Origin of the sequence: Pseudophaeobacter sp. EL27 (assembly GCF_900313025.1) — a bacterium.
GTDB lineage: Bacteria > Pseudomonadota > Alphaproteobacteria > Rhodobacterales > Rhodobacteraceae > Pseudophaeobacter.
Genome location: NZ_OMPQ01000013.1, coordinates 303,830 through 328,628, shown reverse-complemented (window position 1 = coordinate 328,628; position 24,799 = coordinate 303,830). Strand labels below are relative to the sequence as shown.

General features: G+C 57.7%; 22 protein-coding genes. 17 read left to right on the top strand and 5 right to left on the bottom strand.

Features of this window, described 5'->3' with window-relative positions; translation table 11 throughout:
• Position 1: 1 nt before the first annotated feature.
• The 13 genes from nuoG (at position 2) to ED661_RS16665 (ending at position 13,675) form a co-directional block, all read left to right on the top strand.
• Entirely contained in the window at positions 2-2,017 is a 2,016-nt protein-coding gene (gene nuoG / locus ED661_RS16725) for an NADH-quinone oxidoreductase subunit NuoG (RefSeq protein WP_122075213.1), read from the top strand.
• Positions 2,014-2,400 carry a hypothetical protein gene (locus tag ED661_RS16720; RefSeq protein WP_122075211.1) on the top strand — a complete coding sequence of 129 codons (387 nt, stop codon included), beginning with the start codon at positions 2,014-2,016 and terminating at the stop codon, positions 2,398-2,400. The genes nuoG and ED661_RS16720 overlap by 4 nt, the downstream gene beginning before the upstream one ends.
• 6 nt (positions 2,401-2,406) lie before the next feature.
• The gene (gene nuoH / locus ED661_RS16715) at positions 2,407-3,444 is read left to right on the top strand and encodes an NADH-quinone oxidoreductase subunit NuoH (RefSeq protein ID WP_122075209.1); all 1,038 of its coding nucleotides are present in this window, start codon (positions 2,407-2,409) and stop codon (positions 3,442-3,444) included.
• A 2-nt stretch (positions 3,445-3,446) separates the two neighbouring features.
• On the top strand, positions 3,447-3,944 hold the full coding sequence (gene nuoI / locus ED661_RS16710; RefSeq protein ID WP_122075207.1) for an NADH-quinone oxidoreductase subunit NuoI: 498 nt from the start codon (positions 3,447-3,449) through the stop codon (positions 3,942-3,944).
• A complete protein-coding gene (locus tag ED661_RS16705; protein ID WP_122075205.1) occupies positions 3,941-4,372 on the top strand; it encodes a carboxymuconolactone decarboxylase family protein in 432 nt (143 codons plus the stop codon). Before nuoI ends, ED661_RS16705 begins: the two co-directional genes overlap by 4 nt.
• The gene (locus tag ED661_RS16700) at positions 4,369-4,971 is read left to right on the top strand and encodes an NADH-quinone oxidoreductase subunit J (RefSeq protein ID WP_122075203.1); all 603 of its coding nucleotides are present in this window, start codon (positions 4,369-4,371) and stop codon (positions 4,969-4,971) included. Before ED661_RS16705 ends, ED661_RS16700 begins: the two co-directional genes overlap by 4 nt.
• 3 nt (positions 4,972-4,974) lie before the next feature.
• Complete coding sequence (gene nuoK / locus ED661_RS16695) at positions 4,975-5,280, top strand: NADH-quinone oxidoreductase subunit NuoK (RefSeq protein ID WP_009808916.1); 306 nt, start codon at positions 4,975-4,977, stop codon at positions 5,278-5,280.
• 6 nt (positions 5,281-5,286) lie between these two features.
• Positions 5,287-7,389 (top strand): NADH-quinone oxidoreductase subunit L, encoded by a 2,103-nt coding sequence (nuoL, locus tag ED661_RS16690; RefSeq protein WP_122075201.1) that lies wholly within the window; start codon positions 5,287-5,289, stop codon positions 7,387-7,389.
• Positions 7,389-8,936, top strand: a complete 1,548-nt coding sequence (locus tag ED661_RS16685; protein WP_122075199.1) for an NADH-quinone oxidoreductase subunit M — start codon at positions 7,389-7,391, stop codon at positions 8,934-8,936. The genes nuoL and ED661_RS16685 overlap by 1 nt, the downstream gene beginning before the upstream one ends.
• Positions 8,937-8,950: 14 nt before the next feature.
• Positions 8,951-10,390: an NADH-quinone oxidoreductase subunit NuoN gene (gene nuoN / locus ED661_RS16680; protein WP_122075197.1), complete on the top strand. Its 1,440-nt coding sequence runs from the start codon at positions 8,951-8,953 to the stop codon at positions 10,388-10,390.
• Between the two features lie 70 nt (positions 10,391-10,460).
• Positions 10,461-11,210 (top strand): biotin--[acetyl-CoA-carboxylase] ligase, encoded by a 750-nt coding sequence (locus ED661_RS16675; RefSeq protein ID WP_122075196.1) that lies wholly within the window; start codon positions 10,461-10,463, stop codon positions 11,208-11,210.
• Between the two features lie 15 nt (positions 11,211-11,225).
• The gene (locus tag ED661_RS16670) at positions 11,226-12,008 is read left to right on the top strand and encodes a type III pantothenate kinase (protein ID WP_122075194.1); all 783 of its coding nucleotides are present in this window, start codon (positions 11,226-11,228) and stop codon (positions 12,006-12,008) included.
• Positions 12,005-13,675 carry a ribonuclease J gene (locus ED661_RS16665; protein WP_122075192.1) on the top strand — a complete coding sequence of 557 codons (1,671 nt, stop codon included), beginning with the start codon at positions 12,005-12,007 and terminating at the stop codon, positions 13,673-13,675. Before ED661_RS16670 ends, ED661_RS16665 begins: the two co-directional genes overlap by 4 nt.
• A 107-nt stretch (positions 13,676-13,782) precedes the next feature.
• Here the strand turns inward: ED661_RS16665 and ED661_RS21980 are convergent, their stop codons facing one another.
• The 4 genes from ED661_RS21980 to ED661_RS16650 form a co-directional block, all read right to left on the bottom strand.
• Positions 13,783-13,956, bottom strand: a complete 174-nt coding sequence (locus ED661_RS21980; RefSeq protein WP_162930156.1) for an RSP_7527 family protein — start codon at positions 13,954-13,956, stop codon at positions 13,783-13,785.
• A 176-nt stretch (positions 13,957-14,132) separates the two neighbouring features.
• A complete protein-coding gene (locus ED661_RS16660; RefSeq protein WP_122075190.1) occupies positions 14,133-15,734 on the bottom strand; it encodes a DEAD/DEAH box helicase in 1,602 nt (533 codons plus the stop codon).
• Between the two features lie 246 nt (positions 15,735-15,980).
• Positions 15,981-16,964, bottom strand: a complete 984-nt coding sequence (locus ED661_RS16655) for a glycosyltransferase family 2 protein (RefSeq protein ID WP_254054868.1) — start codon at positions 16,962-16,964, stop codon at positions 15,981-15,983.
• Positions 16,965-17,144: 180 nt separating this feature from the next.
• A complete protein-coding gene (locus ED661_RS16650; RefSeq protein ID WP_122075188.1) occupies positions 17,145-18,752 on the bottom strand; it encodes a peptide chain release factor 3 in 1,608 nt (535 codons plus the stop codon).
• Positions 18,753-18,932: 180 nt separating this feature from the next.
• Here ED661_RS16650 and ED661_RS16645 point away from each other — a divergent pair, with 180 nt between their 5' ends.
• Positions 18,933-20,150 carry a PAS domain-containing protein gene (locus ED661_RS16645; protein WP_122075186.1) on the top strand — a complete coding sequence of 406 codons (1,218 nt, stop codon included), beginning with the start codon at positions 18,933-18,935 and terminating at the stop codon, positions 20,148-20,150.
• A gap of 180 nt (positions 20,151-20,330) precedes the next feature.
• Here the strand turns inward: ED661_RS16645 and ED661_RS16640 are convergent, their stop codons facing one another.
• Positions 20,331-21,341, bottom strand: coding sequence for a Hint domain-containing protein (locus tag ED661_RS16640; RefSeq protein ID WP_174214191.1), 1,011 nt, complete (start codon positions 21,339-21,341; stop codon positions 20,331-20,333).
• A 295-nt stretch (positions 21,342-21,636) separates the two neighbouring features.
• On the opposite strand from ED661_RS16640, the gene ED661_RS16635 reads away from it, so the two are divergent.
• The 3 genes from ED661_RS16635 to ED661_RS16625 all read left to right on the top strand — a co-directional run bounded on the left by ED661_RS16635 (position 21,637) and on the right by ED661_RS16625 (position 24,755).
• Positions 21,637-22,416, top strand: a complete 780-nt coding sequence (locus ED661_RS16635) for an SDR family oxidoreductase (protein ID WP_122075184.1) — start codon at positions 21,637-21,639, stop codon at positions 22,414-22,416.
• 33 nt (positions 22,417-22,449) lie between these two features.
• A complete protein-coding gene (locus ED661_RS16630; protein ID WP_122075182.1) occupies positions 22,450-23,568 on the top strand; it encodes a hypothetical protein in 1,119 nt (372 codons plus the stop codon).
• 137 nt (positions 23,569-23,705) lie between these two features.
• Positions 23,706-24,755, top strand: coding sequence for a methyltransferase domain-containing protein (locus ED661_RS16625; RefSeq protein ID WP_122075180.1), 1,050 nt, complete (start codon positions 23,706-23,708; stop codon positions 24,753-24,755).
• Positions 24,756-24,799: the final 44 nt, after the last annotated feature.

The following is a 24,799-nucleotide window of genomic DNA, read 5'->3' as shown; positions in this document are numbered from 1 at the left end:
CATGTCTGACCTCCGCAAGATCAATATCGACGGAACCGAGGTAGAGGTGGATGGGGCCATGACCCTGATCCAGGCCTGCGAAGAGGCGGGCGTCGAGATCCCGCGTTTCTGCTACCACGAGCGCCTGTCGATTGCCGGCAACTGCCGCATGTGCCTGGTCGAGGTCGTCGGCGGCCCGCCCAAGCCCGCCGCTTCCTGCGCCATGCAGGTGCGCGATCTGCGCCCCGGTCCCGAAGGTCAGGCGCCAGTGGTTAAGACCAATTCGCCCATGGTCAAAAAGGCCCGTGAAGGCGTGATGGAATTCATGCTGATCAACCACCCGCTGGATTGCCCGATCTGCGATCAGGGCGGCGAATGTGATCTGCAGGATCAGGCCATGGCTTATGGCGTTGATTTCTCCCGTTTCCGCGAACCCAAACGCGCAGTGGACGATCTGAACCTCGGCCCGCTTGTGTCGACGGCGATGACCCGCTGCATTAGCTGCACCCGCTGCGTGCGCTTCACCTCCGAAGTGGCAGGCATTACCCAGATGGGTCAGACCGGCCGCGGCGAAGATGCTGAAATCACCAGCTACCTGAACGAGACTTTGGACAGCAACCTGCAGGGCAATATCATTGATCTCTGCCCGGTTGGTGCGCTGACCTCCAAACCCTATGCCTTCAGCGCCCGCCCCTGGGAGCTGACCAAGACCGAAACCATCGACGTGATGGATGCGCTTGGCTCCAACATCCGGGTCGATACCAAGGGCCGTGAAGTGATGCGGATCCTGCCGCGCAACAACGATGGCGTGAATGAAGAGTGGATCTCCGACAAGACCCGTTTTGTCTGGGATGGCTTGCGTCGTCAGCGACTGGATCGCCCCTATGTGCGCGTCAATGGCAAGCTCAAGCCCGCCAGCTGGCCTGAGGCTCTGACAGCTGCCGCCACCGCGATGAAGGGGGCCAAGAAGCTTGGCGCTCTGGTTGGTGATCTGGCGCCGACCGAGGCTGTTTTTGCGCTGAAGCAACTGGTTGAAGGGCAGGAGGGCATTGTAGAATGTCGTACCGATGGCGCACGTCTGCCTGCGGCCAACCGCTCTGCCTATGTGGGCACTGCGGCGATTGAAGACATCGATGCTGCGGGTTCGATCCTGCTGATTGGCACCGACCCCCGCACTGAGGCACCGGTTCTGAATGCCCGTATCCGTCAGGCCTGGATCAATGGCGCGCAGGTGTCCCTGATTGGCGAGAACGTCGACCTGACCTATGACGTGAACCACATCGGCACAGACCGTGCTGCTTTGGAGCAGGCGCTTTCGACCTCTGACCATGTCAAGGACAAGAACCCGATTGTCATCCTGGGGCAGGGCGCCCTGCAGGAGGCAGATGGTGCTGCGGTTCTGGCTATGGTTCAAAAGATCTGTGAGGCTGGAAATGCCAAGCTTTTGGTGCTGCACACCGCCGCCGCCCGCGTTGGGGCGATGGATGTGGGCGCAGTGACCGAAGGCGGCCGCAATGCCGTGTCTGAATGTGACGTGATCTACAGCCTTGGCGCCGATGAAGTCGAAATCGGTGAAGGGGCCTTTGTGATCTACCAGGGCAGTCAGGGGGATCGCGGTGCGCATCGCGCTGATGTGATCCTGCCGGGCGCTGCCTATACCGAGGAAAACGGTCTCTTTGTGAACACCGAAGGCCGCCCACAACTGGCGATGCGCGCGGGCTTTGCGCCGGGCGAAGCCAAGGAAAACTGGGCCATCCTGCGGGCGCTGAGCGCCGAAATCGGTGCGCAACTGCCCTATGACTCGCTGGCACAGCTGCGCCAGGCCCTGGTGAAAGAGGTGCCGCATCTTGCGCAGGTTGACCAGGTTCCGGAAAACACCTGGCAGCTGGAAGAGGAAGGCCCGCTGGGCAAGGCGGACTTCCGCAATGCGCTGGGGGATTTCTACCTGACCAACCCGATTGCCCGCGCTTCGCAAGTGATGGCCGAGCTGTCGGCAAATGCCAAGGCCCGCCGGGCCGAGAAGATTGCGGCCGAGTGATCCGCGCTGCACTCATATCCTCTCTGACGCTGGCGGGCTGTGCCCCGATCCCCGGCGGATCAGAAGACGGGTTTGACCCTGATTACCACGGGGTGCGGACCAGTCTTCTGGAGGGCGATCTGGTGCAATTTCATGTGACCATGTCCGGCGCCCGGTCGGGTGATGATGTGGATAACTATGCCGAATGTGCAGCGGCACAATACGCGCTGATCCGGGGTTACGGGTTTGCACGTCACGTGCGCACAAAAATGAAACATGAGGGTGGCAATCAGATTGCCGATGCAGTTTACACGATTTCACCCTCCCTACCGCGCGGATTGCGCACCATCGACGCAGAAGTCGTGGTGGCAAATTGCGCGGCAAACGGAATACCTACGGTGTGAGGACCTATGGCTGAATTCTTTAACACCCCAGGCGGCATTGCTGTACTGATATTGGCGCAGGTGCTTGCGGTTGTTGCCTTTGTGATGATCTCCCTTCTGTTCCTCGTCTACGGGGACCGGAAGATCTGGGCGGCTGTGCAGATGCGCCGTGGCCCCAACGTTGTGGGTGTCTATGGCATCCTGCAATCGGTGGCGGATGCGCTGAAATATGTGGTCAAAGAGGTGGTGATCCCGGCCGGTGCCGACCGCACCGTCTTTATCATGGCGCCGCTGACCTCCTTTGTACTGGCCATGGTGGCCTGGGCAGTGATCCCTTTCAACGATGGTTGGGTTCTGTCCAACATCAATGTGGCGATCCTCTATGTCTTTGCGGTGTCCAGCCTCGAGGTCTACGGCGTCATCATGGGCGGTTGGGCTTCGAACTCGAAGTACCCCTTCCTTGGGGCGCTGCGCTCGGCGGCGCAGATGATCTCTTATGAGGTCTCCATTGGTTTGATCATCGTTGGGGTGATTATCTCCACCGGCAGCATGAACTTTGGCGATATCGTGCGCGCTCAGGATGGCAATGCAGGCCTGTTCAACTGGTACTGGTTGCCGCATTTCCCCATGGTCTTCCTGTTCTTCATCTCTTGTCTGGCGGAAACCAACCGCCCGCCGTTCGATCTGCCCGAAGCGGAATCCGAACTGGTGGCCGGCTATCAGGTGGAATACTCTGCAACGCCCTTCCTGCTGTTCATGGCGGGTGAGTATATCTCGATCTTCCTGATGTGTGCGCTGACTTCGCTGCTGTTCTTTGGTGGCTGGCTGTCGCCAATCCCCGGCCTGCCGGATGGCGTGCTGTGGATGGTTGGCAAGATGGCCTTCTTCTTCTTCCTCTTTGCAATGGTGAAAGCCATCACCCCGCGCTACCGCTATGACCAGCTGATGCGCCTTGGCTGGAAGGTCTTTCTGCCCTTCTCGCTGTTCTGGGTGGTCTTTGTTGCCTTTGCTGCCAAATTTGACTGGTTCTGGGGCATCTTTGCCCGCTGGACCGTGGGAGGCTGATCATGACAAACCAGATCGATTATACCCGCGCCGCCAAATATTTCCTGCTGCAGGATTTCTGGGTCGGCTTCAAACTGGGGCTCAAATACTTCTTTGCCCCCAAGGCGACCATCAACTACCCGCATGAGAAGGGACCGCTTAGCCCGCGTTTCCGGGGTGAGCATGCGCTGCGCCGGTATCCCAACGGCGAAGAGCGCTGCATTGCCTGTAAGCTCTGTGAAGCGGTCTGTCCGGCGCAGGCGATCACCATCGATGCGGAACCCCGCGAAGACGGTTCGCGCCGCACAACACGCTATGACCTCGACATGACCAAATGCATCTACTGCGGTTTCTGCCAGGAAGCCTGCCCGGTGGATGCCATCGTTGAGGGACCGAATTTTGAATTCGCCACCGAGACCCGCGAAGAGCTGTTCTATGACAAGGACAAGCTCTTGGCGAATGGCGAACGTTGGGAAGCCGAGATTGCCCGCAACCTCGAAATTGATGCGCCCTACCGATGAGTGATGCAAAGAACCCCTTTGAGGCCATGATGGCCCAGGCGCAGGCCCAGTATCAGGAGATGGTGAAATCCATGAATCCTGATCTGGCCAAAGGTCTGGACCCGATGACCAGATCGGGGTTCGAGGCCCTGTGGCCGACCATGCCCAAAGAGGTCATGGAAATGATGTTTGGCAAGACCATCAACAAGGATGGTCTGGATGCCAAGACCCGGCTTTTGCTGACATTGGCCGGGCTCACATGCCAGGGCGCGCAGGCAGATACTGCTGTGCGTCAAACCGTACGCCACGCTGTTGAAGCGGGTGCAAAGAAACAAGAGATCGTTGAAACGATCGGACAGATGTCGGTTTTTGCCGGCATTCCGGCCATGAACCGGGCGCTGGAATTGGCGCAAGAAGTCATGACCGACAAAAGGGACGATGAGACATGAGCGTTTTTGCCTTCTACCTCTTCGCCATCAGCGCCATCACCGGCGGGCTGTTCACTGTGATCAGCCGTCAACCGGTGCATTCGGTACTGTGGCTGATCCTGGCCTTTATCTCTTCGGCCGGATTGTTTGTGCTGCTGGGGGCGGAATTCGTCGCCATGCTGCTGGTCATCGTCTACGTGGGGGCAGTCGCGGTACTGTTCCTCTTTGTGGTGATGATGCTGGATGTCGACTTTGCCGCCCTTAAGGCTGAGATGGCGCAATATATGCCTTTGGCCTTGCTGATCGGCTTGGTCATCCTTATGCAGTTTGTGATGGCCTATGGCTCCTGGGAAAGCGCCCATGGCGCCGCCGAGCAATTGGCGCAGCCGATACCGACGGATCAGCACAACACCGAGGCCCTGGGCCTTATCATTTATGACCAATATTTCCTTCTGTTCCAGCTCTCGGGTCTAATCCTGCTGGTCGCCATGATTGGCGCCATCACCCTGACCCTGCGCCATCGTAAAGATGTCAAACGCCAGGACGTGATGCTGCAAATGTCGCGCGACCCGGCCAAGGCCATGGAACTGAAAGACATCAAACCGGGGCAGGGGCTGTAAGCAATGATCGGCATTGAACATTATCTCACCGTTGCAGCGACGCTGTTCGTCATCGGCATTTTCGGGCTTTTCCTGAACCGCAAGAACGTGATCATCCTGCTGATGAGCATCGAATTGATGCTCTTGGCAGTGAATATCAACCTTGTGGCCTTCTCCAGCTTCCTTGGGGATCTGGTGGGGCAGGTCTTTACCCTGTTCGTGCTGACCGTGGCCGCCGCTGAGGCCGCCATTGGCCTGGCGATCCTGGTCTGCTTCTTCCGTAACCGCGGCACCATCGCCGTGGAAGACATCAATATGATGAAGGGCTAAAGCATCATGGAAACCATCCTTCTCTTTGCCCCTCTGGTGGGCGCGCTGATTTGCGGCTTTGGCCACAAATACATCGGCGAAAAAGCCGCCATGGTGACGGCGACGGGGCTGTTGTTCCTGTCGGCGCTGCTCTCCTGGATTGTCTTTATCAGCTTTGACGGCGTCAGCCAGTCGATCAAGATCCTGACCTGGGTCCAGAGCGGCAGTCTGGATACCTCCTGGGGTATTCGTCTGGATCGTCTGACCGCCCTGATGCTGATCGTTGTGACCTCGGTCTCCTCGCTGGTGCATCTATACAGCTTTGGCTACATGGCCGATGACCCGCAGTGGAAAGAGGGCGAGAGCTACAAGCCGCGCTTCTTTGCCTATCTGTCCTTCTTTACCTTTGCCATGTTGATGCTGGTGACCTCTGACAACCTGTTGCAGATGTTCTTTGGCTGGGAAGGTGTGGGCGTTGCCTCTTACCTGCTGATCGGTTTCTACTATCGCAAGCCAACCGCAAATGCGGCGGCGATGAAGGCCTTTATCGTCAACCGGGTTGGGGATTTTGGCTTTGCGCTGGGGATCTTTGGTCTGTTCCTGATGACCGACAGCATCAACTTCTCTGAGATTTTCACAGATATCCCAACCGAGGTAGCGGGTCATACGATCACCTTCCTCTGGGCGGAATGGGATGCGGCTAACATGTTGGCGATGCTCTTGTTCATCGGTGCCATGGGTAAATCGGCGCAGCTTATCCTGCACACCTGGTTGCCCGACGCGATGGAAGGTCCGACCCCTGTGTCGGCGCTGATCCACGCGGCGACCATGGTTACTGCTGGTGTCTTCCTGGTCTGCCGAATGTCGCCACTGATGGAATTCGCACCGCAAGCCACCATGTTCATTACTGTGCTGGGCGCGACCACGGCTTTCTTTGCCGCCACCGTTGGTCTGGTTCAGACCGACATCAAGCGCGTCATCGCTTATTCTACCTGTTCGCAGCTGGGCTATATGTTTGTCGCCGCTGGCGTTGGCATGTATTCCGCTGCCATGTTCCACCTGTTCACCCATGCCTTCTTTAAGGCGATGCTGTTCCTGGGGGCCGGCTCGGTCATCCATGCCATGCACCACGAGCAGGACATGATGAACTACGGTGGTCTGCGCAAAAAGATCCCCTATACCTATTGGGCGATGATGATCGGCACGCTGGCCATTACTGGTGTTGGCATCCCGCTGACGCATATCGGTTTTGCCGGCTTCCTGTCCAAGGATGCCATCATTGAAAGCGCCTATGCCGGTGGGTCCAACTACGGCTTCTGGATGCTGGTGATCGCGGCCTTCATGACCTCTTTCTATAGCTGGCGCCTGATGTTCCTGACTTTCTTTGGCAAGCCACGCGGTGACAAGCACACCCATGACCATGCACATGAAAGCCCCATGACCATGCTGATCCCGCTTGGGGTTCTGGCTCTGGGTGCGGTGTTCTCGGGTATGATCTGGTACAACTCCTTCTTTGGTCACACGGATAAGGTCGCCAAATTCTACGGTATCCCCTATTCGGAAGCAGCTGCTGATGCACATGGTGAAGCCGCAGAGGGTCACGGCGATGACGATCATGGCGACAGCGATGATCACGCCGCCGAGGCTGAGCATCACTATGTCTTTGCAGGCCAACCGGGCGAAGGCGCGCTGTACTTTGCGCCGGACAACCATGTGCTGGACGATGCCCATGCCGCACCAAATTGGGTCAAGGTTTCGCCCTTTGTCGCGATGTCCCTGGGGCTGATCCTGGCAGTCTGGTTCTACATCGTGAACCCAAGCCTGCCGGGCCGTCTGGCCAATAACTTCCAGCCGCTCTACCTGTTCCTCAAGAACAAGTGGTACTTTGACGAGCTCTATGACGCGATTTTTGTCAAACCGGCTCTGGCCCTGGGGCGCTTCTTCTGGAAGCGCGGTGACGGCAATGTCATTGACGGCTTCCTCAATGGCGTGGCCATGGGGATCGTGCCCTTCTTCACCAAACTTGCCGGTCGTGCGCAGTCCGGTTTCATCTTTACCTATGCCTTCTGGATGGTGCTGGGCATCGCAGCCCTGATCACCTGGATGTCGATCGGCGGAGGAGCCCACTGATGGACAACCTTCTATCTATTGTCACTTTCATCCCTGCCGGGGCGGCGGCTGTCATGGCCCTGCTCATGCGCGGCGAGGACGAAGCGGCGCAACGGAATGCCAAATGGCTGGCCCTTCTGGCCACCGCGCTGACCTTCCTGGTAAGCCTTGGCATCTACTTTCAGTTTGATCCCAACAATACCGGCTTTCAGTTTCTGGAAGAGCGCGACTGGGTCTTTGGCCTGCAGTACAAGATGGGCGTCGACGGCATCTCAGTGCTCTTTGTGATGCTCACCACCTTTGTTATGCCTCTGACCATTCTGGCCAGCTGGAATGTCTCGACCCGCGTCAAGGAATACATGATTGCCTTCCTGCTGCTCGAGACCCTGATGCTGGGTGTCTTTATGGCGCTGGATCTGGTACTGTTCTATGTGTTCTTCGAGGCTGGCCTCATTCCGATGTTCCTGATTATCGGCATCTGGGGCGGCAAGGATCGTATCTACGCCTCCTTCAAGTTCTTCCTCTATACCTTCCTCGGCTCGGTTCTGATGCTGGTGGCTATGGTGGCGATGTACGTGGATGCCAAGAGTACCGATATTGAGTTTCTGCTGACTCATACCTTTGCCTCGAACAGCTTTGACGTACTAGGCATCCATGTCATCGGTGGCATGCAGACGCTGATGTTCCTTGCCTTCTTTGCCTCTTTTGCGGTGAAGATGCCGATGTGGCCGGTTCATACTTGGCTGCCGGATGCCCACGTGCAGGCGCCGACTGCTGGCTCTGTTGTGCTGGCGGCGATCCTTTTGAAAATGGGCGGTTACGGCTTCCTGCGGTTCTCTCTGCCGATGTTCCCTGTGGGTGCGGATGTGATGACCGATCTGATCCTGTGGATGTCGGCGATTGCGGTGGTTTACACCTCGCTGGTGGCGATGGTGCAGGAAGACATGAAAAAGCTGATCGCCTATTCCTCTGTTGCACATATGGGGTTTGTCACCATGGGCATCTTTGCGGCGAACCAGCAGGGTGTTGATGGTGCCATCTTCCAGATGCTGAGCCACGGCTTTATCTCTGCCGCGTTGTTCCTCTGTGTGGGCGTGATCTATGACCGGATGCATACCCGTGACATCAACGCTTATGGTGGGTTGGTTATTCGCATGCCGGCCTTCGCGTTGATCTTCATGTTCTTCACCATGGGCAACGTAGGCCTGCCGGGCACCTCTGGCTTTGTGGGTGAATTCCTCACCCTGATGGGCGCCTTCCAGAAAAACACCTGGGTAGCAGCGGTTGCGGCCTCTGGCGTGATTTTCTCTGCCTGCTACGCGCTGTGGCTCTACCGTCGGGTGGTCTTTGGCGACCTGATCAAGGGCAGTCTGAAGACGATCCAGGACATGGACAATCGCGAGCGGTTTATCTTTGCGCCTCTGGTGGTGATGACCATCCTGCTGGGCGTCTATCCTTCGCTGGTCACCGATATCATCAGTCCATCGACTGAAGCGCTGATCGCCAACTTTAACCAGTCTCTGGCTGCTGCGGATACCTCCGCTGCCGTCCAGACTGCGTCGCACTAAGGGAGCATGGGCAGATGATCCAAGCTGATCTCTCCGTAATCCTGCCAGAGATTATCCTGGCACTTTACGCAATGGCGGCGCTTTTGGGCGCGGTCTACACCGGCAAGGACAAGCTGGCCTCGACGCTGGTCTGGTCCACATCGGGGCTGATGGTGGCGCTGGCTGTGTGGATTGGCACCAGTGGTAGTGGCGCGAACGCGGCCTTTGGCGGCATGTTTGTCGATGACGGTTTTGCCCGCTTTGCCAAGGTTGTGATCCTGCTGGCAGCGGCTGCCGTATTGGTGATGGGGCAGGAGTATATGTCTCGTCGCGGCATGTTGCGCTTTGAGTACCCCATCCTGGTGGCGCTGAGCGCGGTTGGCATGATGATGATGGTCTCTGCCGGCGATCTGATGTCACTGTACATGGGGCTGGAGCTGCAATCTCTGGCGCTCTACGTGGTTGCCTCGATGCGCCGTGACAGCGTCAAATCCACCGAGGCCGGCCTCAAGTATTTTGTGCTCGGCGCGCTGTCCTCGGGTCTGCTGCTCTACGGTGCCTCATTGGTCTATGGCTTTGCCGGGACAACCAAATTCTCCGGCATCATCGAGGTTGCCAAGCATGGTGAAGTCTCCGTTGGTTTGCTCTTTGGACTGGTGCTGCTGATTTCCGGCCTTGGCTTCAAGGTCTCTGCCGTGCCCTTCCACATGTGGACGCCAGACGTCTATGAAGGCGCACCCACACCGGTAACAGCCTTCTTTGCCTCCGCCCCCAAGGTTGCGGCCATGGGTCTCTTTGCCCGGGTGATGCATGACGCCTTTGGCCATGCGGTTTCTGATTGGAGCCAGGTTGTTGCGGTTCTTTCCGTCCTGTCGATGTTTGTTGGTGCCGTGGCCGCAATCGGTCAGCGCGATATCAAACGACTGATGGCCTATTCCTCGATTGCCCATATGGGTTATGCGCTGATGGGTCTGGCGGCAGGTACTGTGTTGGGTGTCGAGGCCATGTTGGTTTACATGGCGATCTATGTTTCGATGAATATCGGCACCTTTGCTTTTATCCTGATGCTGCAAAAAGACGGCCAGCCGGTCACAGATATCCACGCGCTGAACCAGTATTCCCGCCGCGAACCAGGCAAGGCGCTGGCGGTGCTGATCCTGATGTTCTCGCTGGCGGGTGTGCCTCCAATGCTGGGCTTCTTTGGCAAGCTCTACGTGCTGCGCGCCGCCTATGAGGCTGATCTGGCTTGGTTGGCCATTGCTGGTGTTATTGCCTCGGTCATTGGTGCCTTCTACTACCTGCGCATTGTCTACTTCATGTATTTTGGCGAAGAGGGCGAAGACCTGGATCGTACCAGCTCACCCGTGCTCTGGGCCTTCCTCATGGGCTCGGCAGCGGTGATGGTTCTGGGCATTATCAACATGTTTGGTGTCGATGGCGTAGCGGCTGCTGCGGCTGCGGCCCTGGTCCACTGACCTGTCAAACATCTCTGACAAAAGGCCTGGTTCTTTGGACCGGGCCTTTTGCCTTTAAAGGAGTGGTACGATGATGGATTGGCCCGAAGGCTACGGCAAACGCATTCTGGATGAGGTGGACAGCACCCTGGATGAGGCGGCGCGCATCGCGAGCAATCTTTCTGGTCCGGAATGGATCTTGGCGAAACGCCAGACAAAGGGGCGCGGACGCCGCGGCCGGGACTGGAAAGAACCCAAAGGTAATTTTGCCGCGACGCTGGTGATGCGCCCAAGTGAGGCACCCGGTGTTGTGGCACTGCGCAGCTTTGTGGCTGCCTTGGCGGTTTATGACGCCTGTGAAGCTCTGACAGGACGCACAGATGGCCTGGCGCTGAAATGGCCCAATGATGTGCTGCTCAATGGTGGCAAACTCTCTGGTATCCTGCTGGAGAGCGCCGGGGGCGGGCAGGGGGTGACTCATCTGGCGATTGGCATTGGCGTCAATCTGGTGGAAACCCCGATGAAGGAATGGCTCGACCCTGGTGCGGTCTGGCCAGTATCGCTGTTGTCCGAAACCGGGGTTCAGGTCACACCAGAGGACTTCCTAACGGCGCTGGCAGCTGCCTATGCCCGCTATGAGCTGCAGTTCACCACCTATGGGTTTGAGCCCATCCGCACGGCCTGGCTGGCACGTGCAGCCCGGTTGGGAGAGGTTATTACCGCACGTACTGCCAAATCAGAGACGACAGGAACCTTCGAGACGGTAGACGCGGAGGGTAACCTTGTCTTAAACAGCGCCAAAGGCCGGGTGACGATCCCCGCCGCCGATATCTTTTTCTGAGCGTAAGGGCATCCCATGCTTCTGGCTGTTGATTGTGGCAATACCAATACCGTCTTCTCGATCTGGGATGGCGAACAATTTGTTGGCACCTGGCGCACGGCGACAGATTGGCGGCGCACGGCCGATCAGTATTTTGTCTGGCTGAATACGCTGATCCAGGCGCAGGGGATTGAGGCGGATATTACCGATGTGATCATCTCTTCCACGGTGCCTCGCGTGGTGTTCAACCTGCGGGTTCTGGCGGATCGTTACTATAACACCCGCCCCTTTGTCGTGGGCAAATCGGATTGCCTGTTGCCGGTGGATGTGCGGGTGGACGAAGGCACCGCCGTAGGGCCAGATCGGTTGGTCAATACGGTGGCCGGGTTTGATCACTACGGTGGCAACTTGGTGATGGTAGATTTCGGCACTGCCACGACCTTTGATGTGGTGGCAGAGGATGGGGCCTATGTGGGCGGTGTGATTGCGCCAGGGGTGAACCTCAGTCTTGAGGCGCTGCACCAAGCGGCAGCGGCGCTGCCACATGTGGATATTTCCAAGCCCGAGCATGTTATTGGCACCAATACGGTGGCCTGCATGCAATCGGGTGTGTTTTGGGGCTACGTCGGCCTGGTGCGCGAGATCTGCGCCCAGATCAAAGCCGAACGCGGTGTTCCGATGAAGATCATTTCAACAGGCGGGCTGGCGCCTCTTTTCCAGCAAGCTGCTGATCTGTTTGACGCATATGAGGATGATCTCACAATGCATGGTCTCCAGATCATTCACAAATATAATAAGGATAACGGTACTCCTGTATGAGCACTGATGAACGACTGATCTATCTGCCCCTCGGCGGGGCAGGTGAAATTGGCATGAATGCCTATGTCTATGGCTATGGCAAACCCGGCAAAGAGCGCCTGATCCTGGTGGATCTGGGCGTGGCTTTCCCGGATATGGACAGCACCCCGGGTGTTGATCTGATCATGCCTGACATTACCTGGCTGCGCGAACGCGTCGACCAGCTGGAAGCGATCTTTATCACCCATGGTCATGAGGACCATATCGGGGCGGTATCGCATCTCTATAGCCAGCTGAACGTGCCGGTCTATGCCCGCGCCTTTACCGCCAATCTGGCGCGGCGCAAGATGGAAGAACGGGGCCACGACCCGCTGGTGGTGAAAACCGTTGGCGCCTGGCCTGAAGTGACCAAGCTCGGCCCCTTTAGTGTGGGCTTTGCCCCAATGGCGCATTCGATCCCCGAAAGCGCTGGACTGGTGATCGACAGCCCTGATGGGCGTGTGGTGCATACAGGTGATTTCAAACTGGACCAAACCCCACTGGTGGGTGAGGCCTTTGACCCTGAGATGTGGGCTGAGATCGCCAAGCCGGGCATCAAGGCCTTGATCTGTGACTCAACCAATGTGTTCTCAAAAACACCGGGGCGTTCGGAGTCTGAGCTGCCAGACGAGATCGCGCGTCTGATCAGCGAGGCCGCTGGCATGGTGGCGGCGACCACCTTTGCCTCCAACGTGGCGCGGGTAAAAACCCTGGCGGACGCAGGCACACGGGCAGGGCGCTCGGTAGTGCTGCTGGGTCGTGCCATGCTGCGCATGGTCGAGGCAGCCAAGGAAACTGGCGTGCTCAAGGATTTTCCGACGGTCTATTCGCCCGAAGAAGCCAAGGATATGCCGCGCAACAAGCTGATGCTGATCACCACAGGCAGTCAGGGCGAGCGCCGCGCGGCCTCTGCCCAGATGGCACGGGGCAAGTACCGTGGGCTGGAGCTGAAAGAGGGCGATCTCTTCCTGTTTTCCTCCAAAACCATTCCCGGCAATGAGCGGGGAGTTATTCGCATCATCAACCAGTTCTCGGAACGCGGTGTGGATGTGGTGGATGACAGCTCGGGGCTTTACCACGTGTCTGGCCACGCCAATGGCCCCGATCTGGAAGCGCTGCATGACTTGCTGCAACCAGCGATGCTGGTGCCGATGCACGGTGAACACCGTCACCTGCGTCAGCACGCGCGTCTGGGCGAAGCCAAGGGCATTCCCAGCATTGTTGCGGTCAACGGCATGATGCTGAACCTCTCGGGCAACCGTCCTTCGGTACTGGAGTACATTGATACCGGTCGCACCTATCTGGATGGCTCGATCAAGATTGGCGCCATGGACGGGGTCATCCGTGATCGTATCCGCATGGCACTGAACGGCCATCTGGTTGTTACGCTGATCATGGACGAGGAAGACGAGCCTCTGGGGGAGCCCTGGTGTGACATCAAGGGTTTGACAGACAATGGCAGTTCCAACGCAGCGCTGACAGAGGTGCTGGAAGAGGATCTGAACCAGTTCCTGATGCGCGCTGGTGCCAAGACGCTGAAGGATGATGACAAGCTGGAAGGCGAGCTGCGCCGGATCGCCCGTCAATCCTGCCAGAATGAAATTGGCAAGAAGCCGGAAGTCACTGTGGTGATCAGCCGGATGCGCTAAGCTTTCTAAACGATGAAGAAAAAACGCCTCGGCAGGTTCTGCCGAGGCGTTTTTCGTGAGTGGTGACAAAAAAAGTCACTGGGGCAATTAGGTGCACCTGAGACCCATTATGCAGCGCGAGGGCGGTGCAGGAGGGTAGAGATCTTGTGGAAAGCTGCGCTGAGGCTCCGGCCAACAACGCGAAGGGCTTCGGCCATAGCCTGGGCGCGCAATTCATGGGCTCTGGCTTCGATGATGCGAATTTCGTCAGCGGTGAGGATGACAGGCTGGTGCTCGGTCATGATATTCTCAGTCTATTGCAGTATTCGGATGCGGCCCATGTAGTGGGGTTTGAAACTCATTGCATCACTCAATGCAGCATTCCCGTCATGCCATCTGTGCAAGTCTCACAAACACCAAAAAACGGCCGCCCCGTAAGGGACGACCGTTCCAATTCTTTTGTCGGCAGGTTTGTATCCTAACCGGCACGGCGCTCATCAAAGGAGAGGGCGATAAAGCTGGGCATGTGATCGCCCATGCCGACAACCACGCGGTCATCGCGACGTCCGCTCTGCTTGCCACCGCGCCCGCGATTGTTCTTGGAACCAGAGGCCGATTGAGCAGCGGTCTCTTCGGATTTCTTGGTCGCGCCTTTGGCGGAGCGCGCGCGCCCTTCGGGTTTGGCACCGTCAGCCTTGCGCGTGTCGGATTTGCGCTTGTCTGACTGTTGATCCTCGCGCTGGCTTACCTCGGACTTGTCATCCTGGGTTGCGACGGCTTCAACAACAGTGGCCTCTGCTTCGGTAGCCTCGGGCGCTGCGGTCTCTGCAGCGGCCTTGCCACGGGAGGATTTGCTGCGCGAGCCGGTCTCGGACTTGGCGGTCTTGTCAGAGGGTTTTTTGGCAGAGCTGCGCTTGGCAGGCTCAGCCTTTTTCACCGGGTTCTCCAACCGGTCGATTTCTTTTTGCAAAAGGTTCTCGACGGCGGCCAGCGCCTTTTCATCGCGGCCAGAGCAAATGGTGATCGCCTTGCCTTCACGCCCCGCACGACCTGTACGGCCAATCCGGTGTACATAGTCCTCGGGGTGGCCGGGAACATCAAAGTTGAACACATGGCTGACGCTGGGCACATCAAGCCCACGAGCGGCCACGTCAGAGGCCACAAGGATGCGCAGCTGGCCTTCACGGAAGCCATCCAGGGTCTTGGTCCGCTGGCTCTGGTCCAGATCGCCATGAATTGGGGCGGCGTCATAGCCGTATTTTTTCAGCGACTTGGCGACAATATCCACATCCGATTTGCGGTTGCAGAAGATGATGCCATTGGTCAGCTTGTCGCCTTCGCCATCAATCAGCGCGCGCAGGGCTGTACGTTTTTCGCTGGCTTCACGATCTTTACGCGAGGCTTTGAACAAAACGACTTTCTGCTCGATGGTTTCCGATGCGCTGGCCTGACGGGCCACTTCGATTCGCTCGGGCGCGGAGAGGAAGGTATTGGTGATCCGCTCAATCTCGGGCGCCATGGTGGCAGAGAAGAACAGGGTCTGACGGGTAAAGGGCGTGAGCGAGAAAATCCGCTCGATATCGGGAATGAAGCCCATGTCGAGCATCCGGTCGGCCTCATCCACCACCATGATCTGTACACCGGTGAGCAGCAGCTTGCCGCGCTCGAAATGGTCCAACAGACGGCCAGGGGTGGCAATTAGAACATCGACACCTTTGTCGATCAGCTGGTCCTGTTCCTTGAAGCTGACACCGCCAATCAACAGAGCCTTTGTTAGCTTCAAGTGCTTGGTATAGGTGTCAAAATTCTCAGCAACCTGGGCGGCGAGCTCACGCGTTGGGCACAGAACCAGGCTGCGCGGCATGCGGGCACGGGCGCGGCCACGGGCCAGCATGGTGATCATTGGCAGGGTGAAAGATGCGGTTTTGCCGGTGCCGGTTTGGGCGATACCAAGAACATCACGCCCTTCAAGGGCTGGCGGGATTGCGCCGGCTTGAATGGGTGTAGGGGATTCATAGCCGGCCTCAGCAATAGCTTTGAGGACCTTCGCATTCAGGTTCAGATCGGTAAATTTTGTCATATGCGTCCGTTTATGCGGACACTGATTTGGCCCGCGCGTGTTTAAGCAAAGCTGGTTCCGCAAAAGGTATGCGGTGTGACAGCACCCAGCTTTTGGCGGGACATAGCAAAATCTGGTCGAGTGGTCAATTATTGGCTGGGCTTAAGTGTTTGGGCTGCACCATGCAAATGAAGCAGAGCCAGAGTGTTCCGTTCAGTGAGGCGGAGAGGCCAGGGGGCTAAACCCTATGCAAAGCGGTGCGCCAGGTCAGCCAAAGGCGGGAAAATGCTTGCGACGACAAGCGGCAAGATCCAAGTCCCGGATGCGCAACAAGCCCTCCGCCTCCAGCCGGGCACGCAGTTCGGGGCTGTCCTTGCAAATCTCGTCATAAAAGGCGCGCAGACCTGCCTCACCCTCTTTGGCCTCAATAGCACTTATCAGTTCATGTTTGGATAGACCGCCAAGATCCCGGGCGCGTGCAGGCGAAAGTTCCGCACGATATGACCCCTGTTCCAGGCGAAAACGATAGTGCGTCAACCAATGCTGCCAATCCGGGGCATGCAGATGGCACAGGTCGATCTCTGGCAACTCCTGACGACCCGGGTTTTCGATGCTCTCGCCGCTTGCTGGGTCTTTATGAAAGATATTGTGAATGCGAAAAGAAATCGCAGGCAGCCCGGTGCGGGCAAAGATCTTGCCCTGAACATGGCTCAGAAAGCCCCCCTTCAGGTGCGCCCCATACCGGGGATAAAGTCGCTCAATCACGGCGCTCCGATCTGAGCTGGAGGGAATGTACCCCTTAAAGGCAGTTCCGTCCCCAGCCAGGGCTTCGATGGGGCGGGCGCGGGCGCAGAACGTTGTTGGCGGCAGATCATGCAAGATCTCTCCAATGGGGCGTTGCGCCCAGAGGAATTCATCCACGTCGATATGCGCGAGCCAGTCCAGATCCCCTGCTTGGCGCCGGTAGGCGCGGGTTGCATTGAGGCTTTGGCGTGTCTGATGTTTTTCCGGCTTACCAGTCTTTTTGCGCCGTTGCTGCCAGGAAGCATCGTCGCAGTCAAAAATACGGATTTTGGGGTGGGCTTTGAGCAGAGGCCGGGCGGCAGGGCAGGGCGCATCGAGATACAGAAACAGCCGATGAGCACCGAGCTCAAGATGATAGGCGGCAAAGTTCAAAATCGCCTCAGCTGGGGCCTTGAGGGTGCTGACGATACCCCATTTTGCCTCTTGTGATGCTGTCATCTCTGCCATGGGATGGGTCGCCTTTTGCCTATGGTTTGAGGGCGATACTGCAATGGGATCAGCACATTAGTCCAGAGGCGGTTTCTGGTGCTGTAGCCGGAACGGGCTGAGGTGCCGGCAGGTCGAAACAGAACAGGGCGGGCCTGCTAGGACCCACCCTGATTTGCTTTGATGCCAGAGAGGTTGACGCTAGACCATCATTTCCTTGGTGGCAGTCAGCTTCAGATCTGGGTAGTCACGTTCTACGCGATCAATGTCCCACTGCAAACGGGTGAGATAGACAATGTCCCCGTCATGATCATAGGCGATGTGCTGTTTGTTGGTGTCCACAAACTTATCAAGCACCTGCTTGTCACCACTGACCCAGCGGGCCGAGGTGAACTGGGAGTTGTCAAACCGCACCGGCAGCCCGTATTCCAGCTCGATCCGGCTGGCGAGCACCTCAAACTGCAGGGCCCCAACCACGCCAACGATAAAGCCAGAGCCAATCGAGGGCTTGAAGACCTTGGCAGCGCCTTCTTCGGCAAATTGCATCAGCGCCTTTTCCAGGTGTTTGGCCTTCATCGGATCGCCCGCCCGCACCCCCTGCAGCAGCTCCGGCGCGAAGGAGGGAATGCCCGAGACCCGCAGGGCCTCGCCCTCGGTCAGGGTGTCGCCAATGCGCAGCTGCCCGTGGTTGGGGATGCCGATGATGTCACCGGCCCAGGCCTCTTCGGCCAGTTCCCGGTCCGAGGCCAGAAACAGCACCGGGTTGGAAATCGCCATGGGCTTTTTGGTGCGCACATGGGTCAGCTTCATGCCGCGTTTGAAGTGGCCGCTTGCCATGCGGACAAAGGCCACCCGGTCGCGGTGTTTGGGATCCATATTGGCCTGCACCTTGAAGACAAAGCCGGCGACCTTTTTCTCTTCCGGCGCGATCTCGCGCGGTTGCGCGGTCTGCACCTGTGGCTCTGGGCCATAGGCTCCGATGCCATCCATCAGCTCTTTGACACCAAAGGAGTTGATCGCCGAGCCGAACCAGATCGGGGTCATGTGACCTTCAAGCACCGCCTGTGGATCCAGCGCGGGCAAGAGCTCGCGGGCCATCTCGACCTCTTCCAGTAGCTTGTCCAGCAGATGGGCAGGCACGTGTTCCGCCAGCTTGGGGTCGTCCAGGCCCTCAATGGCGATGCTTTCGGCCACCTTGTTACGATCGGCGCGGTCCATCAGCTCCAGCCGGTCGCGCAGCATGTCATAGCAGCCGATAAAGTCACGCCCGACACCAATGGGCCAGGCCGCCGGGGTCACATCAATCGCCAGATTTTCCTGGATTTCATCTATGATCTCAAATGTATCGCGGCTTTCGCGGTCCATCTTGTTACAGAAGGTCAGGATGGGCAGGTCGCGCAACCGGCAGACTTCGAACAGCTTTTGTGTCTGGCTCTCGACGCCCTTGGCACCATCAATCACCATCACGGCTGCATCCACCGCCGTTAGCGTGCGGTAGGTATCCTCCGAGAAGTCGGAGTGACCGGGGGTATCCACCAGATTGAAGCGGAAGCCATCAAAGTCAAAGGACATGGCGGATGCGGAAACGGAAATGCCGCGGTCCTTTTCCATCTGCATGAAATCCGAGCGGGTCCGGCGGGCCTCACCCTTGGCACGCACCTGTCCGGCCATCTGAATCGCACCACCATAAAGCAGGAACTTTTCAGTCAGCGTGGTTTTGCCCGCATCCGGATGCGAGATGATCGCAAAGGTGCGGCGCCGCGCGATTTCGGGCGGCAGGTCTGGGCGGTTTGCAGCGGTATCCAACATGGCAATGCCTCTAGCCAGAAACGGGTTGGGAGGCAAGAAAAACAGGGGGGCTGAATGCGGTGGAGGGCGGAAGATAGGATCTTGGAGCTTTGCCGCTGATCTGCGTGAAGCGCTTTAAGGGATTAGGAAGAGGTTTTGGATAGTGTCACAGCAAGTTTATCCTGAGCATGGAATATAGCAGTGACCTTCAACGACCGCCGCCTAAACAGTCGCCCGAAACAGGGAGAAGCCCCTTTTGGCCTCGACGAAGTGTTTATCTCGCGTACCGACGACCGCGGAGTGATCAAGGCGGCGAACCACGTTTTCAAACGTGTCGCGCATTATGAGTGGGACGAACTGCTGGGGGCGCCACATCGGATTATTCGGCATCCTGACATGCCCAAGGGTGTATTTCAGCTGCTCTGGGATACTCTGAAACGGGGCGAATGCATGGGCGCCTACGTCAAGAATAAGACAAAGGATGGTCTGTATTACTGGGTCTTTGCGGTTGTTGTGCCGTGCCCCGGTGGTTTCTTGTCAGCGCGACTGCGCCCGAGTAGCGCAATTTTTGAAGACGTTCAGAAAGCCTATGCTGATCTGTTGCAGGCCGAAAAAGATGATGAGCTGTCTCCCGAAGACAGCGCCCAGGTGCTGAAGGGCTGGATACAATCGAAGGGGTTCGAAAACTACCACCACTTTGCAACAACTGCGCTCACTGAAGAACTGCTTTCCCGCAGTGAAGCTCTCCATAACGCACCAGACAAAAAAATCCTTCAGTTGAGACAAACCGTGTCGGATGCCGGGACCCTGGTGACCGAAACGGAAGCCCTGATCAAAGAGTTCGATGGCATGAGGACCATTCCTCATAATCTGCGGGTGATTGCATCGCGCATCGAACCCGCAGGAGGTCCGGTTACCGTTTTATCGCAAAACTACGGTAGCATGTCCGCTGAAATGTCGAATTGGTTCGAAGCCAATGTCATGGGAGAGAACAGCAACTTCAACAAAATTAAGGACGCTGTTTCCAACCGCCTGTTCGTGGAGGGAATGACCCGCATTCTGGAAGAATGCGCTGAGCTACTGACAAAAGAGCGCCGACAGCTGGGCAATGTGGATATCGAGAAGGAAAGAAAGATCCTTGCGGATCTGGTCAAAAGCGAGCGGCAGTTGGCTGGCGAAGGGGGGGAACAGATCAATTTTGAAGCGGATCGAATTCAACGTGCATGCAATATCATGCACCGACAATTCCTGGGGCTCAGCACAACAAGGGTTCTTTGCAAGATCGAAGCTGCCAGGTTGCCAAAAGATGGGGAAACCCTTGATGACATCATCAACCAGCTTGGCGATTTCCAGCGCAGTATTGCTAAGCGTCTGCACAATATTGCTAAGCTGAGCGAGCAGATCCGCGCCATTGAGTAGTTTCTAGCCTCTGCTGGCCAGGAAACCAGACAGCATTTGCGGCGCTCACCGAGGGGAGCTCCCTCAGAACGGGCACCCTGCCAGTTGGCTCATGGCCTCAGTTTTTGCGCGTAAGTGTCGGCTTAACTGTAGTTTGGGGTCCCATAAACGTGGCCAGATCGGGGACCGTGCCCCAGTTGCTTACCGCAGTGATGCTCGCTTTAGCAGGTTCACAGCATCAGGGCGATCGAGCAGGGCTTTTTGCACATCTATCCCATGGGCGTCGCGGCGTTGGCGCTCACCGAGGCTTGGCGATATGCGGTCCAGGATCTCCACCGGCAGGGCAGGTTGGGTCAGGGAGTCTAGGAACAGGCTTTCTGCGGCTATGCCCTCGGCATAGACGATGTGATGACGGTCAAACAGCAGCTGGAAATAGTCGACAAAGCCGCCATCCTGCACCACCACGCTGTCACCATTGACCAGATCTCGTGCCCGCACCAGCAACTCCGGACAGCCAGTGCCCAGCTCATCATGGCGTTGATAGACCAGCAGCCGGTGATCAGGGCTGACCAGCAGGTCAGCGGCATTGTTCAACACGCCTGCGCGGATCAGAACCGGGGCCATGCGCCCGACCGCCCGCGAAGTGGTCTGACCGATCCAACGCAGCTCTTGCACCCCCTCATCGCGGGTCAGGATGCGATCACCGGGCCTCAGATCCTCGATTGGCTTCTGGGCGCCCGTGGCCATGGTGATGCGCGTGCCTCGGGTAAAGGAGACACAGGCCATCTGCGCCAGTTTGCGTCGCGCGCTGTCTCGCTCGGCGCGGACCAGCGTATAGCTTTGCTGAAGGTCCATTGGCGCCATTGGCACCAGGTAAATCGCGGCGATTAGCCCTTCTTGGTCAACTTCGACCATCACCAGGGCTTCAATGTTGTCGCCGGACTGTGGCATCAAGGTGAGGGCACAGTCCAGGTGCAGCTGGGCACCAATCATTCCAAGCTCGGTATCCTGGGCGACATAGAAACTGCCGTCCGCGCTGCTGGCCAGGGCAAGCCGCTTGGCAAAAGCGATGGGGCATAGCTGATAGATGTCATCCAGCATCAGCTCGTCCAGGACGCCGAGGCTATCCCCCATATTGGCCCCGATCTCCACCTGGAACTGATCAGCGGGATAGGCCGGAATGGATTGTATGGCGCGGTCTGGTGTTGGCACTGAAGTCCCCGTGGCTGGTCTGATGCTTTGCTTGGTCTGGATCGAAGGTGATTTCTTTACCCCTGCTCAATTGGTGTAATAGTGAAATATGGCACGATACCGACAATTACGGGAAGAATCCCTGACAAGCCGTTAACTTCCTGAACGTCGTTCTGCAACTTTCTGATTTTGCTTCAAATATAGTTTCGACCTGGGCAAAGACCTATCGGAAAGAGTTGCGTTTCAGGGCTGGCCTTTGGCCGAGGCGCGGTGCAGTCTGGGGCAAATCACAAGATTGACCCATTGGAGGTGAGGAATGGATCTAGGGATCGCAGGAAAACGCGCATTGGTCTGTGCCAGCAGCAAAGGTCTCGGCCTGGGCTGTGCTGAGGCGCTGGCGGAAGCCGGGGTAAACCTGGTGATGAACGCACGTGGCGAAGAGGCCCTGTTGCAGGCGGCGCAATCCATCCGTGACGCCTATGGCGTGGAGGTCGAAACCGTGGTGGCCGATGTCACCACAGAGGAAGGCCAGGAAAAGCTGCTGGCAGCGGCTGTGGATATCGACATCCTGGTCAATAACGCAGGTGGCCCACCTCCCGGACTGTGGTCAGATTGGCAACGCGAGGATTTCATCAAGGCATTGGACGCCAATATGCTGGCCCCGATTGCGCTGATGAAAGCATTGCTGCCGGGCATGATGGATCGTGGCTGGGGGCGCGTGGTCAATATCACGTCACAATCAGTCAAGGCGCCGATTGCGGTTCTCGGCCTGTCCAATTCAGCACGTGCCGGACTGACCGGCTATGTGGCGGGTACTTCGCGTCAGGTGGCAGGCAGCGGTGTCTGCATTAACAACCTGTTACCGGGCATTCATGCGACGGATCGTGCGGTCTCACTGGATACCGGCGTCAGCAGCCAGCAGGGCATCACCATGGAAGAGGCCAAGGCGCAGCGCAGCGCAACTATTCCGGCGGGGCGCTATGGTTCACGGGCCGAGTTTGGCGCCACCTGTGCCTTCCTTTGCTCGCAGCATGCTGGTTTTATCGTTGGACAAAACATCCTTTTGGATGGCGGTGCGACCAACGCAACCCTGTAGAATTTACATAATAGAACATTTTGGAGTGTTTCTATGGCCTCTGGCTTTTCCCTGAAAGACCAATTGTTCAATCTTGAAAAGACCCGCTATCTGGCGGGTCTTTTTGCCCAGGCTCTTCCCGAGTTTGAGGCGGAGCGTTTTGAAACGGAAGTTATGGCGGGGCTTTTGCCGCTGGAGCTGAAGGCCCGCATCAACTGGATTGCCGAAGTGCTGGGCCGACATCTGCCCGGGCCCCTGTTTGAGGTGGCACCACAGATCCTGAGCGCCCTGCCGCCGCCGTTGGACCCGCGCAAAACGGATGATGATTTTGGCGATTTCATCTTTGCCCCCTTGGGCGAATTTATCGTGGCGCGGGGCCTCAGCAGTGACCCGGAATTGGCACTGGACCTGTTGGCTGAGGTGACACAGAGGTTCTCGATGGAATGGGCTATTCGTCCGTTTCTAAACGAACATCCTGAACTGACTCTGGCCCGCATGCAGCAATGGACAAGTCACCCCAGCTATCATGTGCGTCGTCTGGTCAGTGAAGGCACCCGGCCGCGCCTGCCCTGGGGGCAGGGGATCTCGCTGGAGATGAGCACGCCTTTGCCATTGTTGGAACAATTGCACAGTGACCCAACCCGTTATGTGACCAGGTCGGTTGCCAACCACCTGAATGACATCACCAAGAAAGACCCGGATCTGGTTTTGGATCTGCTCGAGAACTGGCGCGCGCTGGGGCGGCAGCAGGATAAGGAGCTGACCTGGCTGATCAGCCATGCCTGTCGCGGGCTGGTGAAAGCAGGTCATCCCCGGTGTCTGCGTGTCTTGGGCTATGATCCAGATGCAGAAGTTGATGTAAGTCTAAGAATTAACACAGAAACGGTGAAAATTGATGACTACCTGAATTTTGAGGTAACGCTCACGGCGCCGAAGGGTCTGCCGGTGATTGTTGACTACAGGGTGACCTTCCCCCGGGCTTCTGGGACTGCCTCAACAAAGGTGTTCAAGCTCAAACAGACGGGCCTGAAAGGCACGCCTTTGACACTGGCCAAACGGCACCGGCTAAAGGGCGACGCCACCACTTTCAAACTGCATCCAGGCCGACACGCGGTCGAGATTCTGGTCAATGGCCGTGTCGCAGCCCAGGAAAGTTTTGAGCTGACGCCGTAACACTCACGTCAAATCACAGCTTTGTCAGCTCAAGAGACGCGCTCTTGTCGGTTGGTCCCGGGCGATATAGCCCGGGACCAAGGCCTGGCTATGCATCAGGGACCGACTCAATCGCGCCACTTTGGAGAACCTCACTCATGTCCCATGAATCCGTGCAGAACTATTATGGCGAAGTGCTTCAGGGCAGCGAAGATCTGCAGACCAATGCCTGCTGCACCCCGGATGACATCCCCGATCACGTCAAAGAGGTGCTGTCGCAGGTCCATGACGAAGTGCTGATGCGCTACTACGGTTGCGGTTTGATTGCGCCAGAGGCGCTGGAGGGCGCACGTATCTTGGATCTAGGCTGTGGCGCCGGGCGTGATGTCTATGCGCTGTCAAAGATGGTGGGGCCGAAGGGCCGCGTGGTTGGCGTCGATATGACCCCGGCGCAGCTGGATGTGGCGCGGCGCCATCAGGATTTCCATGCCGAGGCCTTTGGGCATGAGAGCTCAAACGTGGAGTTCCATCACGGGTTCATCGAGACACTGGAGGATCTCGATCTGGAGCCGGGCTCTTTTGATATTATCGTCTCAAACTGCGTGATCAATCTGGCCACCGACAAGGCGGCGGTACTGCGCGGTGCCTATCACCTGCTGAAAGAGGGCGGGGAGATGTATTTCTCGGATGTTTATGCCGATCGCCGGGTGCCAGAGGCGATGGCGCGCGATGAGGTGCTTTATGGCGAATGCCTGTCTGGGGCGCTCTATTGGAACGATTTCCTGACCCTGGCCAAAGGGGCAGGGTTCAATGACCCGCGCATGGTGACGGCACGGCCCCTGACGATTGAGAACCCCAAGCTGGAAGCCCGGGTGGCGCCGCTCAAATTCCTGTCGGCCACCTATCGTCTGTTCAAACTGCCAGCGCTGGAATCCGACTGCGAAGACTACGGTCAGGCGGTGATCTACAAGGGCTCAGTCCCTCATGCGCCCCATGCGCTGGTACTGGACGATCACCACGTGATAGAGGCAGGCAAGGTTTTCCCGGTTTGTGGCAATACTTGGATGATGCTGCAGGATACCCGCCTGGCGCCACATTTTGACTTTATCGGCGATTTCTCCACCCACTATGGCATCTTTGCAGGATGCGGCGGCAACTCCCCGTTTAATGGCCTGGAGGAAGATGGCGCGACAGGTGGCTGCTGCTGAGGACTTGCGCGGCGGCAAGGGGGTTGTTATTTCCGGCTGAAACC

Bases quoted from the DNA above. Each gene is read 5' to 3' on its own strand.
- nuoG (WP_122075213.1), top strand. From the start codon at position 2: ATGTCTGACCTCCGCAAGATCAATATCGACGGAACCGAGGTAGAGGTG.
- nuoH (WP_122075209.1), top strand. From the start codon at position 2,407: ATGGCTGAATTCTTTAACACCCCAGGCGGCATTGCTGTACTGATATTG.
- nuoI (WP_122075207.1), top strand. From the start codon at position 3,447: ATGACAAACCAGATCGATTATACCCGCGCCGCCAAATATTTCCTGCTG.
- ED661_RS16705 (WP_122075205.1), top strand. From the start codon at position 3,941: ATGAGTGATGCAAAGAACCCCTTTGAGGCCATGATGGCCCAGGCGCAG.
- ED661_RS16700 (WP_122075203.1), top strand. From the start codon at position 4,369: ATGAGCGTTTTTGCCTTCTACCTCTTCGCCATCAGCGCCATCACCGGC.
- nuoK (WP_009808916.1), top strand. From the start codon at position 4,975: ATGATCGGCATTGAACATTATCTCACCGTTGCAGCGACGCTGTTCGTC.
- nuoL (WP_122075201.1), top strand. From the start codon at position 5,287: ATGGAAACCATCCTTCTCTTTGCCCCTCTGGTGGGCGCGCTGATTTGC.
- ED661_RS16685 (WP_122075199.1), top strand. From the start codon at position 7,389: ATGGACAACCTTCTATCTATTGTCACTTTCATCCCTGCCGGGGCGGCG.
- nuoN (WP_122075197.1), top strand. From the start codon at position 8,951: ATGATCCAAGCTGATCTCTCCGTAATCCTGCCAGAGATTATCCTGGCA.
- ED661_RS16675 (WP_122075196.1), top strand. From the start codon at position 10,461: ATGATGGATTGGCCCGAAGGCTACGGCAAACGCATTCTGGATGAGGTG.
- ED661_RS16670 (WP_122075194.1), top strand. From the start codon at position 11,226: ATGCTTCTGGCTGTTGATTGTGGCAATACCAATACCGTCTTCTCGATC.
- ED661_RS16665 (WP_122075192.1), top strand. From the start codon at position 12,005: ATGAGCACTGATGAACGACTGATCTATCTGCCCCTCGGCGGGGCAGGT.
- ED661_RS21980 (WP_162930156.1), bottom strand. From the start codon at position 13,956: ATGACCGAGCACCAGCCTGTCATCCTCACCGCTGACGAAATTCGCATC.
- ED661_RS16660 (WP_122075190.1), bottom strand. From the start codon at position 15,734: ATGACAAAATTTACCGATCTGAACCTGAATGCGAAGGTCCTCAAAGCT.
- ED661_RS16655 (WP_254054868.1), bottom strand. From the start codon at position 16,964: ATGGCAGAGATGACAGCATCACAAGAGGCAAAATGGGGTATCGTCAGC.
- ED661_RS16650 (WP_122075188.1), bottom strand. From the start codon at position 18,752: ATGTTGGATACCGCTGCAAACCGCCCAGACCTGCCGCCCGAAATCGCG.
- ED661_RS16635 (WP_122075184.1), top strand. From the start codon at position 21,637: ATGGATCTAGGGATCGCAGGAAAACGCGCATTGGTCTGTGCCAGCAGC.
- ED661_RS16630 (WP_122075182.1), top strand. From the start codon at position 22,450: ATGGCCTCTGGCTTTTCCCTGAAAGACCAATTGTTCAATCTTGAAAAG.
- ED661_RS16625 (WP_122075180.1), top strand. From the start codon at position 23,706: ATGTCCCATGAATCCGTGCAGAACTATTATGGCGAAGTGCTTCAGGGC.